The sequence below is a fragment of the Zobellia galactanivorans genome (assembly GCF_000973105.1).
Classification (GTDB): Bacteria; Bacteroidota; Bacteroidia; order Flavobacteriales; family Flavobacteriaceae; genus Zobellia; species Zobellia galactanivorans.
The window spans coordinates 2,900,985-2,918,901 of sequence record NC_015844.1 but is presented as its reverse complement, the minus strand read 5'-3'; the positions used below and the strand labels follow the sequence as shown (position 1 = coordinate 2,918,901).

15 protein-coding genes and 1 pseudogene are annotated in these 17,917 nt (G+C 42.3%); 6 read left to right on the top strand and 10 right to left on the bottom strand.

The window, feature by feature from the left end; genetic code table 11:
• Positions 1 to 34: 34 nt before the first annotated feature.
• From ZOBGAL_RS11660 to ZOBGAL_RS11620, 8 genes and pseudogenes are all read right to left on the bottom strand, one after another.
• Positions 35 to 1,227: pseudogene (locus ZOBGAL_RS11660) on the bottom strand (IS256 family transposase).
• A gap of 1,293 nt (positions 1,228 to 2,520) precedes the next feature.
• Positions 2,521 to 3,030, bottom strand: coding sequence for an OmpH family outer membrane protein (locus ZOBGAL_RS11650; RefSeq protein WP_013993810.1), 510 nt, complete (start codon positions 3,028 to 3,030; stop codon positions 2,521 to 2,523).
• 143 nt (positions 3,031 to 3,173) lie between these two features.
• Positions 3,174 to 3,995, bottom strand: a complete 822-nt coding sequence (locus tag ZOBGAL_RS11645; RefSeq protein ID WP_013993809.1) for an OmpH family outer membrane protein — start codon at positions 3,993 to 3,995, stop codon at positions 3,174 to 3,176.
• Between the two features lie 91 nt (positions 3,996 to 4,086).
• Positions 4,087 to 6,699: a BamA/OMP85 family outer membrane protein gene (locus ZOBGAL_RS11640; RefSeq protein WP_013993808.1), complete on the bottom strand. Its 2,613-nt coding sequence runs from the start codon at positions 6,697 to 6,699 to the stop codon at positions 4,087 to 4,089.
• Between the two features lie 4 nt (positions 6,700 to 6,703).
• The gene (locus tag ZOBGAL_RS11635; protein ID WP_013993807.1) at positions 6,704 to 7,444 is read right to left on the bottom strand and encodes an isoprenyl transferase; all 741 of its coding nucleotides are present in this window, start codon (positions 7,442 to 7,444) and stop codon (positions 6,704 to 6,706) included.
• Between the two features lie 177 nt (positions 7,445 to 7,621).
• Entirely contained in the window at positions 7,622 to 8,320 is a 699-nt protein-coding gene (porG, locus tag ZOBGAL_RS11630) for a type IX secretion system protein PorG (RefSeq protein WP_013993806.1), read from the bottom strand.
• Positions 8,321 to 8,421: 101 nt separating this feature from the next.
• On the bottom strand, positions 8,422 to 9,303 hold the full coding sequence (locus tag ZOBGAL_RS11625; RefSeq protein ID WP_013993805.1) for an NAD kinase: 882 nt from the start codon (positions 9,301 to 9,303) through the stop codon (positions 8,422 to 8,424).
• A 102-nt stretch (positions 9,304 to 9,405) separates the two neighbouring features.
• A complete protein-coding gene (locus tag ZOBGAL_RS11620; RefSeq protein ID WP_013993804.1) occupies positions 9,406 to 10,062 on the bottom strand; it encodes a CBS domain-containing protein in 657 nt (218 codons plus the stop codon).
• Between the two features lie 93 nt (positions 10,063 to 10,155).
• Between ZOBGAL_RS11620 and ZOBGAL_RS11615 the strand changes: the two genes are divergently transcribed.
• The 6 genes from ZOBGAL_RS11615 to clpX all read left to right on the top strand — a co-directional run bounded on the left by ZOBGAL_RS11615 (position 10,156) and on the right by clpX (position 15,639).
• Positions 10,156 to 10,869 carry a pyridoxine 5'-phosphate synthase gene (locus ZOBGAL_RS11615; RefSeq protein WP_013993803.1) on the top strand — a complete coding sequence of 238 codons (714 nt, stop codon included), beginning with the start codon at positions 10,156 to 10,158 and terminating at the stop codon, positions 10,867 to 10,869.
• Positions 10,870 to 11,640 (top strand): alpha/beta fold hydrolase, encoded by a 771-nt coding sequence (locus ZOBGAL_RS11610; RefSeq protein ID WP_013993802.1) that lies wholly within the window; start codon positions 10,870 to 10,872, stop codon positions 11,638 to 11,640.
• A gap of 113 nt (positions 11,641 to 11,753) precedes the next feature.
• Positions 11,754 to 12,104 (top strand): phage holin family protein, encoded by a 351-nt coding sequence (locus ZOBGAL_RS11605; RefSeq protein WP_013993801.1) that lies wholly within the window; start codon positions 11,754 to 11,756, stop codon positions 12,102 to 12,104.
• 96 nt (positions 12,105 to 12,200) lie between these two features.
• Positions 12,201 to 13,523 carry a trigger factor gene (tig, locus tag ZOBGAL_RS11600; RefSeq protein WP_013993800.1) on the top strand — a complete coding sequence of 441 codons (1,323 nt, stop codon included), beginning with the start codon at positions 12,201 to 12,203 and terminating at the stop codon, positions 13,521 to 13,523.
• A 102-nt stretch (positions 13,524 to 13,625) separates the two neighbouring features.
• Positions 13,626 to 14,306, top strand: a complete 681-nt coding sequence (clpP, locus tag ZOBGAL_RS11595) for an ATP-dependent Clp endopeptidase proteolytic subunit ClpP (RefSeq protein ID WP_046287895.1) — start codon at positions 13,626 to 13,628, stop codon at positions 14,304 to 14,306.
• Positions 14,307 to 14,403: 97 nt separating this feature from the next.
• Positions 14,404 to 15,639 carry an ATP-dependent Clp protease ATP-binding subunit ClpX gene (gene clpX, locus ZOBGAL_RS11590; RefSeq protein WP_013993798.1) on the top strand — a complete coding sequence of 412 codons (1,236 nt, stop codon included), beginning with the start codon at positions 14,404 to 14,406 and terminating at the stop codon, positions 15,637 to 15,639.
• A 124-nt stretch (positions 15,640 to 15,763) separates the two neighbouring features.
• Here the strand turns inward: clpX and ZOBGAL_RS11585 are convergent, their stop codons facing one another.
• Complete coding sequence (locus ZOBGAL_RS11585) at positions 15,764 to 16,327, bottom strand: hypothetical protein (RefSeq protein ID WP_013993797.1); 564 nt, start codon at positions 16,325 to 16,327, stop codon at positions 15,764 to 15,766.
• Between the two features lie 74 nt (positions 16,328 to 16,401).
• Entirely contained in the window at positions 16,402 to 17,916 is a 1,515-nt protein-coding gene (locus tag ZOBGAL_RS11580; protein ID WP_013993796.1) for a GH3 auxin-responsive promoter family protein, read from the bottom strand.
• Between the last annotated feature and the right edge of the window lies 1 nt (position 17,917).

The window sequence follows — 17,917 nt, the reverse complement described above, 5'->3', positions numbered from 1 at the left end:
TGTAAGTTAAAAATAACAGGGGGTTGGACTTTATTTAAAGTCCGACCCTTTTTTCATAGATCGTAAGGAACTGATTTAAAATGATGCCCCAGTTCCTGATGGGCATAAACCACTTTTTCGTGGCCTCCCTTACCGCTAAATATACGGATTTCATCACGGCCTCGTCGGTCGGAAAGGACAGCTTGTTCTTGGTGTACTTCCTGATCTTGCCGTTCAGGTTCTCGATAAGATTGGTGGTATAGATAATCTTGCGTATCTCCAAGGGGAACTCGAAGAAGACGGTCAGGTCCTCCCAGTTGTCCCTCCAGCTCTTTATGGCATAGGAATACTTTGCCTCCCATTGTCCGGCAAAATCGTCCAGGACAGCCCTTACGGCCTCTTGGTTCGGGGCGTTGTAGATATGTTTCATATCCGCCGTGAACGCCTTCTTGTCCTTCCATACGACGTACCTGCATGCGTTGCGGATTTGGTGTACCACGCAGATCTGGGTCTTTGATTCCGGGAATACGCTTCTGATGGTATCGGTAAATCCGTTCAGGTTGTCCGTGGCGGTAATCAGGATGTCCTTCGCGCCGCGGGGCTTGATATCGGTGAGCACGGACATCCAGAAAGAGGACGATTCGTTTTTGCCCAGCCAGAGGCCGAGCACTTCCTTTTTCCCGTCCCTGCGCAGCCCAACGGCCACGTAGACCGTCTTGTTGATTACCTTGGAACTTTCCCTGACCTTGAAAACGATACCGTCCATCCAGACGATAAGGTAAACGGGTTCCAGGGGGCGGTTCTGCCAGGCTACGATATCGTTCGATACCTTATCGGTAATCCTTGATATGGTGGATCTGGAAACATCGAAGTCGTAGACCTCCCGTATCTGCTCCTCGATATCGCTGTTGCTCATGCCCTTGGCATAAAGGGACACGATGACATTTTCGATGCCGTCGACCATATTGCCCCGTTTGGCTACTATCATCGGGTTGAAGGACGCGTCCCTATCCCGTGGCAGGCGATCTCGGACTCGCCGAAGGAGGTGCGTACCGTCTTCCTGGAATGGCCGTTACAAGTGTTGCCCTTGGAACTTTGGTGCTTTTCGTAATCGAGGTGGCCGTCGAGCTCCCCCTCCAACATCTTCTCGATGCCGCGTTTCTGCAGTTCCTTCAGAAAGCCGTTGAGCTCGTCGCCGGTCTTGAACTGCTTCAGGAAATCGTCGTTGAATAATTCCTCTTTCTTCATAATGGTGTAAAAATTTAAAGTTAAAAAAATAGCGGGGGCATGCCCCCGCTATTTTTTTATTTACACACTTTATGAGATAGTCCTTAACTAATGTTAAATCATAAAAAATAATCAATATAGATTGTTAAATTATAAAATCAACTTTATTAAAGTTGAAGAATAGTATTATTCTTCAACTTTTTATATTCCCGTGTTACTGCACTTCGTCCAGCGCGTAGTATATTAATGCCTGAGAAGTACGACCCCTTGTGTTTATAGATAATCATTCGAATCATTTCTATTTTTACACACTTTATGAGATAGTCTCTTTTCTTCATATCGAAATAGTTGTTAATCATGACAATGACCTTTTAGCAATCGCGCTTTAATAAGTGTCAAATTTTCCGCTACGCTCCCCCCCATCTTTTTGTTCAATACTTGCTTTTATTCGTTGAAACAACAATCTTCCTATTCTTCACATGATGTAAGAGCGACCTGCTTTTGAGTGCTCGAGAACACTTGCAATAACTATACATTCGGAACATTACACCTCCTTTCTGTATAGAGTAAGTATCTGTTCTCATTGCGAGATAGGATATACCCTCATATTCCGACGACATTCTTATTCACCGAACCTTACAACCAAAATCAATTACAATAAAATTGCTTCACCTCTGTCATATGGGATATAACAAACCCTAATACCCTCAACAAATCTTTCCCACCTATAATCAAAACCGTTCGATATCCCTGAGAAGAAGCTAAGTTTTAAAAACAATGTTACGAACGTTATTTACGGTGACGAGTTACTGAGCCAAACACTCCCGTACAATCTATTTACCAGAGAAATTCGTATGTAAAAACCATTGTTTCCCTTTTTCCTTTTACAAACAACGAAAAACATGACAGTAAAAACCTTTCTACACCTAATGGCGTATTCCTACTCATCAACACTTATACAGAATATTATCATATTTAATTCTAGCCATCCGTTTTATTCAACACACTAACTTTATCTTCCAATTAAGTTTTTTGAAAGTTTTTGACCTTGCGTTTGAACCTTGCCTACTGAATCAAATTATAATATTGAATAACCAGATAAAAACCATTACAACCCTATTTAGGTTTAACCAATGATTTTTTTAATTGACCAAATTGCAGCGTAAAGGAGTGTGTTTTTTTTATAAGCACTTCCACGATATCTCTATTTCTCAACCCTTTAATTAAAACAAAGTGCAAGTTTACCGCCACTTCAGATCATAAAAAAAGCCCGCTGCAATAGCGGGCTTTTTTTATGATCTAATCTGAAGTCGATTAAATACCTAACTCTTTCTTTACGTCTGGCAATAGATCCTTACCTTTTGCTACGATAAGACCACCACCTGGCTGGGCATCGATCACGTAGTCAAAACCTTGGGCGGCCGCTACTTTTTCTATGGCCGCTTTGGCTTTGTCGGATATAGGTGCAAAAAGCTCCTGTTGTTTTTTCTGCAATTCACGTTGTGCAGCTTGTTGTGCTTCACCAATATTCTTTTGAACACCTTGAAGCTCTATCGCTCTTTTTTCGTTCTCTTCTTTTGATTTGGAAGGAGCTTCGTTTTGGTACAAGGTAGCCTTGTTCTGAAACTCGGTCATAGAACTTTCAATATCGGCATTATACGTTTCAGACAATTTTTTAAGCTCCGCTTCAGCAGCTTTCATCTCCGGCATTGCACTTAATAATTGGGTAACATCAATATGTGCTACTTTGCTCTGTGCGTTAACAAAACCTGTAGCGGCTACGAACAATACTAAGGCTACTGCTATTTTCTTTAAGTGTTTCATGATAATTCTAGTTAATAAAATTGAGTGTTAATTTCAGGTTAATGTATTTTTCAATGTTCGACATTTGGTATACAAATCGCCGCAATGTATTAAAATTATGTCTATTTAGCAGATGATTGCGGCACTTTGTTAATTAAACCTTCTTACTCTTCGGTTTCCTCCTCATCTTGCCCGCCTTCTTTGCGTTCTTCGAGCTTCTCTTTGCGTTTGGCCTCACGTTCCTCCAAGAGTTTCTTTCTTCGGGCTTCGTACGCCTTTTTGCGTTCTTCCCTTAGTTTTAACTGCTCGGCCCGTTTCTCCTCTACACTCTTCTCTCTGGCTTCCTGTGCCTTTTCTGCGTTCTCTTTCCTTTCCTTGAGGGCTTCGCTCATTTCCTCTTCGGCCTCTTCCCCATCTTCAAACTTACTCCTGCTATCCTTCTTGGGCTTACTGATCTTTCGTGTTCTGGAAATACCCCTGAGCACCAAGTCGCTAATATCGTGCCTTTTTTCGGAATACAACATAACCACATCGGCCGATTTATCGAAAATAAAGTCGTATTTCTTATTGGCCCCAATTTTTTGAACCTCGTTGAACACTTGATCTTGAATCGGTTGGATTAAGCGTCGTTTCTGTAACACCAAGTCACCTTGCGGACCGAAACGATCCTGTTGGTATTCTACCATTTCCTTTTCCAGAATCTGGATCTCTTCTTCCCTTTCGGCAATCAGCTCATCGGTCAAGAGCACACGTTCGGCCATCAAATCTTTCTTCATCTGCTCAACCTCGCTCTGCTTCTGCTCAATATCGATTTTCCATTTCTGCACCTTGTCCGCCAATTGTTTGTTGGCATCCCTATACTCTTCTACGTTCTCCAAGATATATTCCATATCTACGTAAGCGATACGTACGCCACGTTGAGCAAATGTATATACCGAACACAAGGTCAGTACCAGTACAAAAAGAACGTTTGATTTTGTTTTCATTACTTTATCGTTTTATCCAATAGAAAATATCGTGCCAAAATTACTAAAACTTTTAAAATGAGCGTTTTAGCATATTGAACGATTCCTTAAATTAAAACTGTTGGCCGATAATGAAGTGTGTTTGAAGTCCGCTAGGTCCGTTTCCGATAGACTGAGGTCTATTATCTTCGTCAAACCCATAACCAAAATCAATACCCAATAACCCGAATGCCGGCATAAATATGCGCAGCCCCACTCCGGCCGATCGTTTTATTTGAAACGGATTAAATTCCTGAAAATTGTTGAAGGCGTTACCTCCTTCCATAAATGCAAGCATATAAATGGAAGCTGAAGGTTTTAAGGTTAATGGATAGCGTAGTTCCATCGAAAACTTATTGTAGACCAAACCACCTTCTTGCTGACTTGTTACGGGGTCGATAGGGGTCAACGATTGGTTTTCGTAACCTCTCAACTGCACCACGTCACGACCATCCAAAGTAAAGTTCCCTAGACCGTCACCACCGACGAAAAAACGCTCAAAAGGCACATCGCCCACATCGTTGTTATAGTTCCCCAAGAAACCGAATTCCGCATTGGTACGCAATACCAATTTATCAACCAAGGTCGTATACCAATCTCCTTTAAACTTTACCTTATAGTATTCCAACCACCTAAAGCGTTCTTGGTCGATTTCTTCCAATTCCGCCTCATCTGATACACTTAACCCATTTTGCTGAGTTTCCAAGAGACTCAACTCTTCGCTACGGTCCCGTAAGCTCTCGTAATCTTTGCTGCTAAAAAGGGAGTATGGCGGTGTAAACTTGGCGGTAATTTCAAAATTAGACCCACCCCTTGGGTAAATACGTCCACCAGAAGTGGCGTTTCTTGAAATCCCCAAGGTATAGGCAAAGGAATTTGATTTTCCGTTACCAAAGTTGAACAATCCGATATCATAGTTATTAAACTCGTACAATTGGTAGCTCAAGGAATGTGAAATGGTGAAAAAATCGTCGGGCCATTGTACACGCTTTGCCAAACCTGCAGAAATACCCGTAATGGAAAAACCTCGATTTTTATCAACTTTAATCTTACTACTGGTAGAGTTGTTGTAATCTACCCCGAACTGTTGTGTTCTCGAAAGGTTCAAACTAAATTGAACGGGCTTTCTTCCACCCAACCAAGGTTCTGCAAAGTTAAGACTGTAAACCCTAAAGGTTCTACTGGCCTGCACCCTCATGGCGAAAGTCTGACCGTCACCCATAGGCACCGGCTTATACTCCTCGCCCTTTAAAATATTCTTTATAGAAAAATTATTGAACGAAAGTCCTAAAGTTCCGATAAAACCTCCACCGCCATAACCACCTTGCAGTTCTATCTGGCTCGATCCCGACTCTACCAAGTTGTACTTGATATCAACCGTACCTTCATTAGGGTTCGGATTAAGGATATCCGGTTTAATTTGTTCCGCATCAAAGTATCCCAACTGTTGTAGTTCGCGAATGGTTCTAATAATATCACTCTTATTGTATTTTTGACCTGGTCTTGTACGGAGCTCACGATAGATTACGTGGTCATTGGTACGGTCGTTACCGACTACGTCTACATGGTTAAGAAAAGTTTCCTTTCCTTCAATGACCCGTATTTCAAAATTAATGGTATCGTTTTCCGCAGAAACCTCTACGGGATTGATACTAGAAAACAAATATCCGTTATTCTGATACAAGCTGGTAACATCTTGGGGTTCAGGTTTTGAATCATCGGCAATACGCTCCCTCAACAAAACACCGTTATACGTATCCCCTTTTTTAATACCCAGTACTGCGGCCAACTGACGGTCGGTATAAACACTGTTACCTACAAAATCAATATCACCGAAATAGTACTTATTACCTTCTTCTATCTGATACTTTAATATAATGTTGTTCTCATCTACCTTTATAACCGAATCGGAAAGGATACGTGCATCACGGTAACCGTTTTCTGCATACTTATCGGCCAGAAGGTCTAAATCATTTTCGTAATCTTCTTCAATGAATTTAGATTTCTTCCAGAAACGCCAAAAGCGTTTTTCCTTGGTTTTCTTAAAGGCGCCTTTTAATTTTTTATCGGAAAGCTGTTCGTTCCCTTCAAAGATGATTTTCTTGATCTTGACCTTATCACCTTTGTTTACATTGATAACCATCTTCTGGGCATTGGTCTCAGAAGTATCGTTGGCCACAATAATAGAGGTCTTTGCATTTAGATACCCCTGTTTCTTATACTTATTATCGAGATAGTTTTTAGTATTGGCAATTAAACTTTCTGTAATCTTCTTGCCTTTTTTCAGGTCGGTATCGTCAAGAATGTCGTCTACCTTTCTAGGTTTTACGCCGTTTATGGTGATATCCGACAAAGTAGGGCGCTCTATAATGTTCAATTCAAGAAAGACCTTATCACCTTCGATGTTGGTAATATAAAAGTCGATATTCTTGAAAAGCTCAAGCCCCCAAAGTTTATTGATAACACTACTGATCTCATCTCCCGGTAAGGTGATGGGCTGCCCTACCCTTAATCCGGTATAGGTCTTTACTGTCTGCTCGTTATAACTTTGCAGTCCTGTTACTTCCAAGCCGCCTAAAATGTATTTTTTACCATCCTCAAAAGAAAGTTCTTGTGCGGAGCAAAATACGGTAGTAAGAAGTAATAGAAGTGTAATTAAAGGTTCGAAGGATATGAACCCTTTCATATCGCTAATTGAGTTGTTCGCTGGTTTTTCCAAATCTTCGTTCTCTGTTCTGATAACTTTTTATGGCTTTTGCCAATTGTTGACTACTAAAATCGGGCCAAAATACATCAACGAAATATAATTCCGCGTAGGCTATCTGCCACAGCAAAAAATTGCTGATACGATGCTCTCCACTAGTGCGGATAAGCAAATCTACATCTGGCAAATCATGCGTGTAAAGATGGCTATTTATAATGGTTTCGTCAATGTTTTCAATTGAAATTATATTATTTTTAACTTTGGCACTTATTTGTTTTACTGCGTTTTTCAGCTCTTCCCGTGCACCATAACTCAAGGCCAAAGTAAGCGTCATTCCTGTATTTTGCTTTGTTTTACCCATAACCTCAACAAGCTCTTTATAAGCGCGTTTGGGCAAAGACTCAATATTACCTATAGCATTTAACCGGATGTTGTTTTCCGAAAAGGTCTTTAATTCTTTCTTTAAAGACGACACCAAAAGCTTCATCAAAGTGTCGACTTCTAGCTTAGGTCTTTTCCAATTTTCTGTAGAGAATGTGTACAACGTAAGGTACTCTATACCAAGTTCAACACAGCTTTCAACCGTTTCACGAACCGTATTGACCCCGTTCTCATGGCCAAAAACACGTAATTTCCCTTGTTTTTTGGCCCAGCGCCCATTCCCATCCATAATGATTGCAACGTGATGAGGTAGTTTATTTCTGTCTAATTCTTCTAGGTTGTCCATAGTGAATTGATCATATCGCGCTGTTCAACAAAATTTTAGCCCAGACTTTCACGGTACTAAAACGTTATAAAATTTGATTTTTTTTCACGCGCTCGGCAAAAGTAGCCCATAAATTTTAATTATTCCCATTTTAGAACCAACTCATGAAGATAAAAATGAGGAAACACAGTGGTTTACCTACTCAAAACATTCCATACAAGGCTTTCTACCGAAGGTATAGGTCAAGGTAAGTCCTGAGAAAACGTACCAATCGTCACTAAAGACATTTCCGAACCTCAGGTCTGACAACTGTCGACTCACATTGAGTTTTTCAGGATTACTACCATCTAGGTTATCGGTAAACGTATAACGTGCGCCTATTTCGGCCCCCAAAATCAAAAATTGGTTCAAACGGAGTTTAGCCCCAACGGTCATAGGTATGGCAAAGGCACCATCCCTTTGTGAAACATCTATGTACCTGCCGGCATCGAAATAATTATAATCGTACCTAAAATAGGTAAGGCCGGTATATAGATAAGGAGTAAAGGCTGGCCCCAGTTTATGTAGATTGTACTCTACAAAGTTAAATTCGAGTCCTGCAGACGCCTCAAGAATGGAGTTATCCATCTCATACCCCCTTTGTTGACGTGAGGGATTGCTCGATTTGCTGTCATCGGCATTGAACTTTCCGTAGATTACACTGGCACGCCACGCATAGCGCTTGGCGATATTCCATTTAAAAATCCCCCCCAGGGCAATGTTCGAGGGCAAAATATAATTCGTACGTCCGACGTCTCCAATATTATTGGCTCCCCCGGCAAATACACCCACTTCGTAGGTCTGTGCCGTTATGCTGCCAAAAGTGCATAGCAAGACTATGACAATGAATCGCTTCATAAATAGTATTAGTTTGCGAATATAACAATTGCACCCAACTATTATATTAATGTTCTCACATGATAAACAGGATTTGCCGTTTTTTATTGCCCGTTACGAATTCAATTACGGCGATCTTCTCCCCATAACAATTTATTACGCAGGGTTTTCAAAAAGCTCTCTGAAGTATATTCGATCATTTTGATGGTAAAATCGGCCTTTTTGATAAGGATTTCCTTTCCGTTGGCCACCGATGCTATTCTTGAGTCCAAAGATATAAGGTGATGCTCTTCCCTACCCGACACCTTTAGCCTTATTTGGGTATCATCTGAAATCACCAAAGGCCTGGCATTGAGGTTATGAGGCGCTATCGGCGTCAAGACAAGTGATTTTGCGGTAGGCTCGATAACCGGCCCCCCACAACTCAAGGAATATCCGGTCGAGCCCGTAGGCGTAGAAACAATCAACCCATCGGCCCAATAGGAAGTCAGATATTCATTGTTCAGATAGGTCTCAACCGTTATCATAGAGGTCGTATCCTTTCTGCTTACGGTAATTTCGTTCAAGGCAAAGTTCAACCCGTTCAACTCGGGTATATCGGACCTTTCATCTACTTCCACCAAGCTTCGTTCCACTATAGTGTATGCCCCCTTATTAAACTCTTGCACCACTTTGCGCACCTCTTCCTTACTAAAGGTAGACAGAAAGCCCAAGCGCCCGGTATTCACCCCAACAATTGGAATGCCCAGATCGCCCACAAAGGTAGTCGCCCGAAGAATGGTGCCATCGCCCCCAAAACTCACAAACATATCAAAGGAAGCATCCAAGCCTTCCGAATCGGAAAACGTACTATAGGCCCCTGCGCTATATTTTTGGGAAAGAAAGGCATGAAACTCCTTTTCTATTGCTATCTCGGCCCCTTCCTTTTCAAGTTCATCAAGCAACTCCATTACATACTGCAAGGTGTCTTCTTGATACATTTGACTGTAGACGGCAACTTTCATCACTTTTCTTTATCGGGTTACAAAAACCTTATGGCTTTTGCGACAAAAATAGCGATTGTACTTTTGATTGTGGATTATTTTATTGAGAATCGAAGGAATAATCTAGACGTTGAGATATTTGTCCAAATAATCGGACCTCTCTTTAAGGTCTTCCAAAAATTGGTCGTCGCTATTTCCGAACAACACGTTGTAATTGTACCGTCGGAAGGTCTGTAGAATATCGTTCAAGTTAGACGAGGCGATCTTAATGGTAATCTGAACCACGTCGTTTTTTGAATCCGTTATAAAACCTCCGATAAGTTTAGTGTTATTGCTTTCCACGATCTGGGCTATCTCACTAAAAGAATAATCTTTAATGCCCTTCGCCACGACAATAATACCCCCCGGCTCCGTAAAGAACGGCGTATCGATAAACACGCTTACGATATCGGTAAGATCGTAATATCCATCGATCCTTCCCTTTTCATCGATAATGGGCACGAGATTAGATTCATTTCGGGCAAAAGTTTCGAGCACGTCCAACCAACTCGTTTCCTTTCTCACGAAAAAGGTATCGAGTTCGTAGCGGTATTGCTCTACTTTTTCGTTTTTATCGAAATTCTCAAGGTCGTTTTCACTGAGCAACCCCAAATAGGCATCGTTCTCCGTAACGGCAACGTGCGAATGTGTGGTTCCTTCAAAAAAGGTGATAACCCCCGCTAAGGAGTCCCCTATCTTAAACGACGGAATATTGGTGACTATGTGGTCTTGAATATGCATAACTCTTTATACTAAACGCAAAATACTAATTAAAAATATCAAAAGGCATGCCTAATTTGTATTTTTGTGCCGAATGGTAAATTCTATCGGCAAATGACTAAATTAAGCGTTAACATAAATAAGATTGCAACCCTTAGAAACGCCCGAGGTGGCAATATGCCCGATTTATTGAAAACGGCAGCAGACATTGAATCTTTTGGGGCACAAGGCATAACCATACATCCAAGGCCCGACGAAAGGCATATTCGCTATCAAGATGCACGTGACCTAAAAGCATTGGTCACTACCGAATACAACATCGAAGGCAACCCCGTGAAGCAATTTATCGACCTCGTACTCGAAGTGCGCCCCACCCAGGTCACCCTAGTACCCGACGCCGTAGACGCCATTACCTCGAATGCCGGCTGGGATACCGTAAAACACAAAGACTTTCTAAAAGACGTTATACAGACCTTCAAAAATGCAGGCATACGTACTTCCATTTTTGTAGACGCCGAAGCCAAGATGGTCGAAGGTGCGGCAGAAACCGGCACGGACCGAATTGAACTATACACCGAAAGTTACGCCAAAGATTACGGAAAGGGACCGGAAAAAGCTGTCATGCCTTTTACCGAAGCTGCCAAAATTGCATACCAATGCGGTTTGGGCCTTAATGCCGGACACGATTTAAGCTTAGACAACATTAAATATTTCAAGGAAAACGTCCCCCATTTACTAGAGGTCTCCATTGGCCACGCCCTAATTTGCGAAGCGCTCTACCTCGGACTTGAAAACGTAGTAAACATGTACCTGAACAAATTGAAATAAATGACTACCCTACACTCCAAAATCATAGGCAAAGGTTCGCCCCTTTTAATTTTACACGGTTTCCTAGGAATGTCAGACAACTGGAAAACCCTGGGCGGACAATATGCCGAAGCCGGCTTTGAAGTCCACCTCATCGACCAGCGCAACCACGGCAAAAGCTTTTGGTCCGACGATTTCGACTACGACCTGCTCGCCGAAGACCTTAAGGCCTATATGGAAGCCCACCATCTAGACCGGGCCGCAATTATCGGACATTCCATGGGCGGCAAGACCGCCATGCAGTTCGCCTGCTCCTACCCCGAGCTTACCGACAGGATCCTCATTGCCGACATTGCCCCTAAATTTTACCCCCCGCACCACCAGGCTATAATCGACGGCCTAAACGCCCTTCGGCTCGAGACCATGACATCACGAAACGAAGCCGATGCGGCACTAGGGCAGTATATCACCGATTTCGGCACTAGACAGTTTTTACTCAAAAACCTATATTGGGTAGAAAAAGGCCAATTGGGCTTTCGGTTCAACCTAAAGGTCTTAAGCCAGAAAATGAACGAAATAGGGGAAAATATCAACCCTACGGATATGTACAACGGCCCCACGCTATTCCTTAGGGGCGACAAATCGGAGTACATCATGCCCAACGACCTCACCGAGATCAAAAAGCATTTCCCACAGGCAGAATTACAAACCATAGATCGCGCCGGACATTGGCTACACGCCGAAAACCCAAAACAGTTCTTTGAAAAATCATTGGCATTCCTGAAAGGGTAAACCGTTTTTTTACACTTGCTTATTTTAGGGGCAAGACCATAAAACCGCGTACAAATTTCTATCTTTAAGGGTAGCGAGCCGATTCGCAATGCATAACCAAATACATTTTACCCATGAAACTAATATTACGAATACTCTTGAGCGCGCTTGCCGTAGTCATACTTTCAAAAGTGCTGCCCCATGTCTTTGTCGACAGTTACACCACCGCAATCATTGTTGCTGTCGTACTCAGTCTTTTGAATTTTATAGTCAAGCCTATTTTGGTCTTGCTCACCCTACCGGTAACCATTTTAACCCTAGGACTTTTCCTTTTGGTTATCAATGCCGTAATCATTTTATTGGCCGATAACCTTATCGATGGCTTTACCGTTGACGGCATTTTGTGGGCCATACTTTTCAGCCTGTTGCTATCCTTTTTGCAATCCATATTGTTTTCACTTTTAAAAGAGGATGAAAAATCGTAACGATTGTTTGAATTCCAACGGTTTAAAAACTTGCTAGGCTACATTAAATGTACTACTTTTGCATCCCATTTTATGGAAACAAAAAAGAAGATTTAGATGAATATTACAAAAGAGCAGATCGACGATCTAAATGCCGTCGTTAAAGTGGCCATCACCAAAGAAGATTACCAAGACAAGGTAGATAGTATTCTAAGGGACTATAGAAAGCAGGCCAACGTGCCCGGTTTCAGAAAAGGCCATGTGCCCATGGGCTTGATTAAAAAGCAGTACGGAAAGGCCGTTTTGGTCGACGAAGTGAACAAGCTTCTTCAAGATAACCTAAACAAATACCTTACCGAGGAAAAACTGGATGTTCTTGGGAACCCGCTTCCTAAACAACAAGACAATTTTGATTGGGACAATGAAGAATTAGCTTTTGAATTCGAGTTGGGCCTTGCTCCCGATTTTGAAATCTCGCTTCAGACCAAAAAACCGATCACCCATTACAAGATCATTGCCGACGATAAAATGGTAGATGAGCAAGTTGACCGTATTCAAAAACAATACGGCAAACTGGTCAGCAAGAACGAAGTTTCCAAAAATGACGAAGTAAGCGGTACGTTCAAGAACGAAGAAGAAGAGATAGACAATAAGGCCACGCTAGAACTGGACAAGATCAAGAGCAAAAAAGCTTTGGATGCCCTAAAAGGGAAAAAAGTAGGCGATGTCGTAACCTTAAAGTCAAAAGGCCTGTTTAAGGAAGACTACTTACTATCAAGCGTTTTCGGCGTTTCACAAGAAAAAGCGAAAGACCTAGACATTGAAGCTTCTTTCACCATAGAAGAAATCAACGAAAGGGAGCCTGCTGCTTTAGACCAAGAGCTTTTCGATAAACTTTTCGGCAAAGACGAGGTCAAATCGGAAGAAGAATTGAAGCAACGTATCAAAGATGATTCGGAAAAACAGTTCGAGCAACAGTCCGACCAAAAATTATTGAACGACGTTACCGAACATTTTATCGAAAACACCAAGTTTGAACTTCCTGCGGACTTCTTGACGAAATGGATCCAGATGACCGGAGAAAACCCATTGACCGAAGAAGAGGCCAGTGAAGAATACCAGAAATCGGAAAAAGGGCTTCGCTACCAACTTATTGAAGGTAAGATTATCAAAGAAAACGATATTCAAATTCAATTTGACGAGCTTAAGGAATTTGCCAAAGGTTTCATAAAATCGCAAATGGCACAGTTCGGACAATTGAACCCGAAAGAAGAAGAATTGGACAATATTGCCGCTCGTGTTTTGGGTAACCAAGACGAGGTCAAGCGTTTATCGGAACAATTGATGAGCCAAAAACTACTTACCCTTTACAAAGAAAAACTAAACCTCAAAACGAAAGAGGTTACCTATGAAAACTTTGTGAAGGAGGTATACGGGTAATATTTCCAAAAAATTATAAGTATCTTTACGGTGCCGAAAATAATATTTTCGGCACCTTTTTTATTTTATACCCCAGGGTACCTAAACATCGAACAGAAAAATATGGATTACGGAAAAGAATTCAAGAACTATGCTATAAAACACCAAGGTATCAGCAGTACCTATTACGATTCTATCTTAACAAGCATGTATCCCGTTGGTCTAACGCCCAATATTATTGAGGAGCGTCAGATGAATGCCGTGGCCATGGATGTGTTTTCCAGATTAATGATGGACCGCATTATCTTTTTAGGAACGGGCATTAACGATCAGGTCGCCAATATCGTCCAAGCACAATTATTGTTCTTGGCCAGTACGGATGCCTCAAAAGATATTCAGATCTACATCAACTCACCAGGCGGAAGCGTTTATGCCGGTTTGGGCATTTATGACACCATGCAGTTCATCTCTCCCGATGTCGCTACCATCTGTACAGGAATGGCCGCTTCAATGGGAGCCGTATTGCTATGCGCCGGTGAAAAGGGAAAACGCAGCGGACTGACCCACTCTAGGGTAATGATTCACCAACCTATGGGCGGGGCCCAAGGACAGGCGAGCGACATTGAAATAACCGCCCGCGAGATCTTGAAATTAAAATCGGAATTGTACGACATCATCGCCAAGCACTCAGGTCAATCTATAGAGAAGGTCAACGAAGACAGTGACCGTGACTACTGGATGAAAGCCGAAGAAGCACAAGCCTACGGTATGATCGATGAAATTTTGGTAAGGGAAAAAGCATAATCTCGACCAAGTATACACGAATTATCGGTTTTTCGACCAAATCGATGAACCAAAACGCAGTTATCTGCGTTTGTTTTTTGAAAGAAAGTAGATTTATATGGCTAAAGAAAATTTAGAATGTTCGTTTTGTGGCAGAAAGAAACCTGAAACCAATCTTTTGATTGCTGGTCTTGATGCGCACATATGCGACAGATGTATAGAGCAAGCCCACGGTATTGTTACCGAAGAATCTAGACAGACCAAGACCAATGACCTTTCTTCAGAACTTACCCTGAAGAAACCGATTGATATCAAAGCATTTTTAGACACGTTCGTCATAGGGCAAGAGCGTACCAAAAAAGTTATGTCGGTAGCGGTCTACAATCACTATAAAAGGCTTTTACAGCCCAAGTCAAAAGATGACGATATAGAGATCCAGAAAAGTAACATCATAATGGTGGGCCAAACCGGTACAGGTAAGACCCTTATCGCCAAGACCATTGCAAAAATGCTCAACGTACCCTTGGCCATTGTAGATGCCACGGTCTTGACCGAAGCGGGCTATGTTGGCGAAGATGTGGAAAGCATACTTACCCGCTTGCTACAGGCGGCCGATTACAACCTTGAAAAAGCCGAACGCGGCATTGTCTTTATCGATGAGATAGACAAGATCGCCCGTAAAAGCGACAACCCTTCCATTACACGTGATGTATCTGGCGAAGGTGTTCAACAAGGACTCTTGAAGTTGCTCGAAGGTACGGTCGTAAACGTACCGCCCAAAGGAGGAAGAAAACACCCGGACCAGAAATTTATCGAGGTCAACACAGAAAACATCCTCTTTATTGCGGGAGGTGCTTTCGACGGAATTGAGCGTGCCATTACCAAAAGGTTGAACATGCAGGCCATTGGGTACAGTGCGGCAAAAACCGACGACAATCTAGACCAAAGCAATATCCTTCAATATATTATCCCAAAGGATTTGAAGGAATTTGGACTGATCCCAGAAATAATAGGAAGGCTTCCGGTATTGACCCACATGAACCCATTGGACGAAAAGACCCTAAGGGCTATCCTTACCGAACCTAAAAATGCCATTATAAAGCAATACGAAAAGCTTTTTGCGATGGACGATATAAGCTTTACCATTACGGACCAAGCTTTGGACTATATCGTTAAAAAAGCCATTGAGTATAAATTAGGGGCCAGGGGCCTACGGTCATTGTGCGAGGCCATCTTTACCGATGCCATGTTCGAAATGCCGAGCAACGACGAAACCGTATTCAAGGTAACCAAGGCCTATGCCGAAGACAAATTATCTTATGAGACCATAAAAAAGCTAAAAGCGGTTTCTTAGTTTCCATAAGAATACAAACCCATAAAAAAAGCGGGACCACTTTGAGTGGTCCCGCTTTTTTATGTTATTGAGTGTTAGTTTAAAACCTAAGTATTCGTAAGCTCGCCAATAGGCAAACGTTCTTTTATATCACTTTTTGTCCAACATTTCTTCCCGCGTTTTGTGTAACCGTATTCAGAAGGTCTAGACAGACTTTTTTAATAATTTTCTCATCACTGTACATATCATGGCCAAAACCCTCGACCAGCTCGCCTGTTAGGCCTAATTTCTCATACCAAGACGCCTTAGGACGGTACATATCACCGTCACCGAACAAAAGACGGATTTCACCCTCGGGCTTTTCGACCTCCGAACGTATTCTGGTAGCGGAAACCGCATACAAGGATTTCATGGGCAAGCCTAAGAGTCCGGCTTTCCAAGCTATGGCCCCACCGATACTAAAACAAAGGTAGTGTGCCGGTTCTTTTTCCTTTTTAAGCAGGTGCGCTACCGCAGTGTCGATCCCTCCATCAACAAATGCCTGGTGTACGTTCTCCGCCGAGTTGATCTTTTCATCCACATTCCCCAATTGTTGGCAATCGTAAAAGGCGATATTAAAATACTGCTGAAGATATCCAAGATACGAGGTGATCCAGAGCCCTTTTTTAGCTCCCCACATATCGGATACAATTACAAGTCTTTCTGCCATAATACTGGTTTTTATTTGCCGTTTGGTTCAGTTATTGGTGTCAATTTCCAATATTAAACGGACAAATCCCTTTTTTATTTGTTCATGTGGAGCAATTCTTCGATGTAGTCCCTCTTGTTCGACAATCGCGGAATTTTATGTTGCCCTCCCAGCTTCCCTTTCGACTTAAGCCAATCATAGAAAAGGTTTTCACGCGCCACATGTACCTTTGGGAGATTCAAAGTAATATTGTTGTATCGTTTCGCCTCATAATCGGAATTCAACGATTTTAGGGCATTGTCTAAATATTCAGTAAAAACATCTATATCTTCAGGTGGTTTTCTAAACTCTATGACCCATTCATGGGCTCCTTTTTCCTTACCCTCCATAAAGATTGGGCCCGCCGTATAATCCTTAATCTCCGCACCAGTCTTCATGCAAATAGTTTTTAGGGCCTCCTCTGCATTTTCTATGATCAGTTCCTCCCCAAAGACGTTGATATGGTGCTTGGTACGCCCCGTAACCTTAATACGATAGGGATCGATAGAAGTAAAACGTACCGTATCACCCACCTTGTATCGCCAAAGGCCCGAATTTGTGGTAATGATTATGGCGTAATTGGTATTTACCTTTACTTCCCAAAGCGGAATGGCCTTTTGGTTTTCCGTGCCATATTCGTCCATTCCAATAAACTCATAGAATATACCGTAGTCGAGCATCAAGAGCAGGTCATCGGCATTATTCCTATCCTGAATGGCAAAAAAGCCCTCCGATGCATTATAAATTTCATAGTATTTGAAATTCTTTCGAGGCAGTAATTTCTTGTACTGCTCTTTGTAGGGGTTAAAACTTACCCCTCCATGAAAGTACACCTCAAGGTTTTCCCATACCTGAAAAAGATGGTCTTTTCCCGTCTCCTCGATCACATTGTTCAGCAGCACCAGCATCCAAGAAGGCACTCCCGCCAAACTGGTCACGTTCTCCTGCGTACTTTCCTTGATTATGGCCTTGAGCTTGCTTTCCCATTCGCTCATCAGCGACACCTTGTTACTCGGCGTACTGCTAAACTCCGCCCATAAAGGCATATTATCAATTAGAATGGCCGACAGGTCTCCGAAGAAAGAACCATTGTCTTCGTACAACTCCTTACTTCCGCCAAGACGAAGGCTCTTGCCGGTGAACAATTGCGAATTTTCATTATTGTTCAGGTACAGGCACAACAGGTCTTTACCCGACTTATAATGACAGTCTTCAAGCGCTTCTTCGCTTACCGGAATAAACTTGCTCTTGGCATTGGTAGTACCACTGCTCTTGGCGAACCATTTGATAGAGGTAGGCCAAAATATATTCTGTTCGCCCCTACGGGTTCTTTCTATAATAGGCTCCATTTCTTCGTAAGACACGATAGGAAGCCGTTCGCGAAAAGTTTCGTAGTTGTTGATGGACTCAAAACCATACCGCCTACCGGTTTCGGTATCTTCCGCAATTTCCAATAATTGGTGCAACACCTCTTCTTGAACTTCTCCAGGATATTTTAAAAAAAGTTCTATCTGGTGATATCGCTTTTTTAGCAACCATGAGGCAATGGAATTGAATAGGGTAATTGGCATT

Bases quoted from the DNA above. Each gene is read 5' to 3' on its own strand.
- ZOBGAL_RS11650 (WP_013993810.1), bottom strand. From the start codon at position 3,030: ATGAAACACTTAAAGAAAATAGCAGTAGCCTTAGTATTGTTCGTAGCC.
- ZOBGAL_RS11645 (WP_013993809.1), bottom strand. From the start codon at position 3,995: ATGAAAACAAAATCAAACGTTCTTTTTGTACTGGTACTGACCTTGTGT.
- ZOBGAL_RS11640 (WP_013993808.1), bottom strand. From the start codon at position 6,699: ATGAAAGGGTTCATATCCTTCGAACCTTTAATTACACTTCTATTACTT.
- ZOBGAL_RS11635 (WP_013993807.1), bottom strand. From the start codon at position 7,444: ATGGACAACCTAGAAGAATTAGACAGAAATAAACTACCTCATCACGTT.
- porG (WP_013993806.1), bottom strand. From the start codon at position 8,320: ATGAAGCGATTCATTGTCATAGTCTTGCTATGCACTTTTGGCAGCATA.
- ZOBGAL_RS11625 (WP_013993805.1), bottom strand. From the start codon at position 9,303: ATGAAAGTTGCCGTCTACAGTCAAATGTATCAAGAAGACACCTTGCAG.
- ZOBGAL_RS11620 (WP_013993804.1), bottom strand. From the start codon at position 10,062: ATGCATATTCAAGACCACATAGTCACCAATATTCCGTCGTTTAAGATA.
- ZOBGAL_RS11615 (WP_013993803.1), top strand. From the start codon at position 10,156: ATGACTAAATTAAGCGTTAACATAAATAAGATTGCAACCCTTAGAAAC.
- ZOBGAL_RS11610 (WP_013993802.1), top strand. From the start codon at position 10,870: ATGACTACCCTACACTCCAAAATCATAGGCAAAGGTTCGCCCCTTTTA.
- ZOBGAL_RS11605 (WP_013993801.1), top strand. From the start codon at position 11,754: ATGAAACTAATATTACGAATACTCTTGAGCGCGCTTGCCGTAGTCATA.
- tig (WP_013993800.1), top strand. From the start codon at position 12,201: ATGAATATTACAAAAGAGCAGATCGACGATCTAAATGCCGTCGTTAAA.
- clpP (WP_046287895.1), top strand. From the start codon at position 13,626: ATGGATTACGGAAAAGAATTCAAGAACTATGCTATAAAACACCAAGGT.
- clpX (WP_013993798.1), top strand. From the start codon at position 14,404: ATGGCTAAAGAAAATTTAGAATGTTCGTTTTGTGGCAGAAAGAAACCT.
- ZOBGAL_RS11585 (WP_013993797.1), bottom strand. From the start codon at position 16,327: ATGGCAGAAAGACTTGTAATTGTATCCGATATGTGGGGAGCTAAAAAA.
- ZOBGAL_RS11580 (WP_013993796.1), bottom strand. From the start codon at position 17,916: ATGCCAATTACCCTATTCAATTCCATTGCCTCATGGTTGCTAAAAAAG.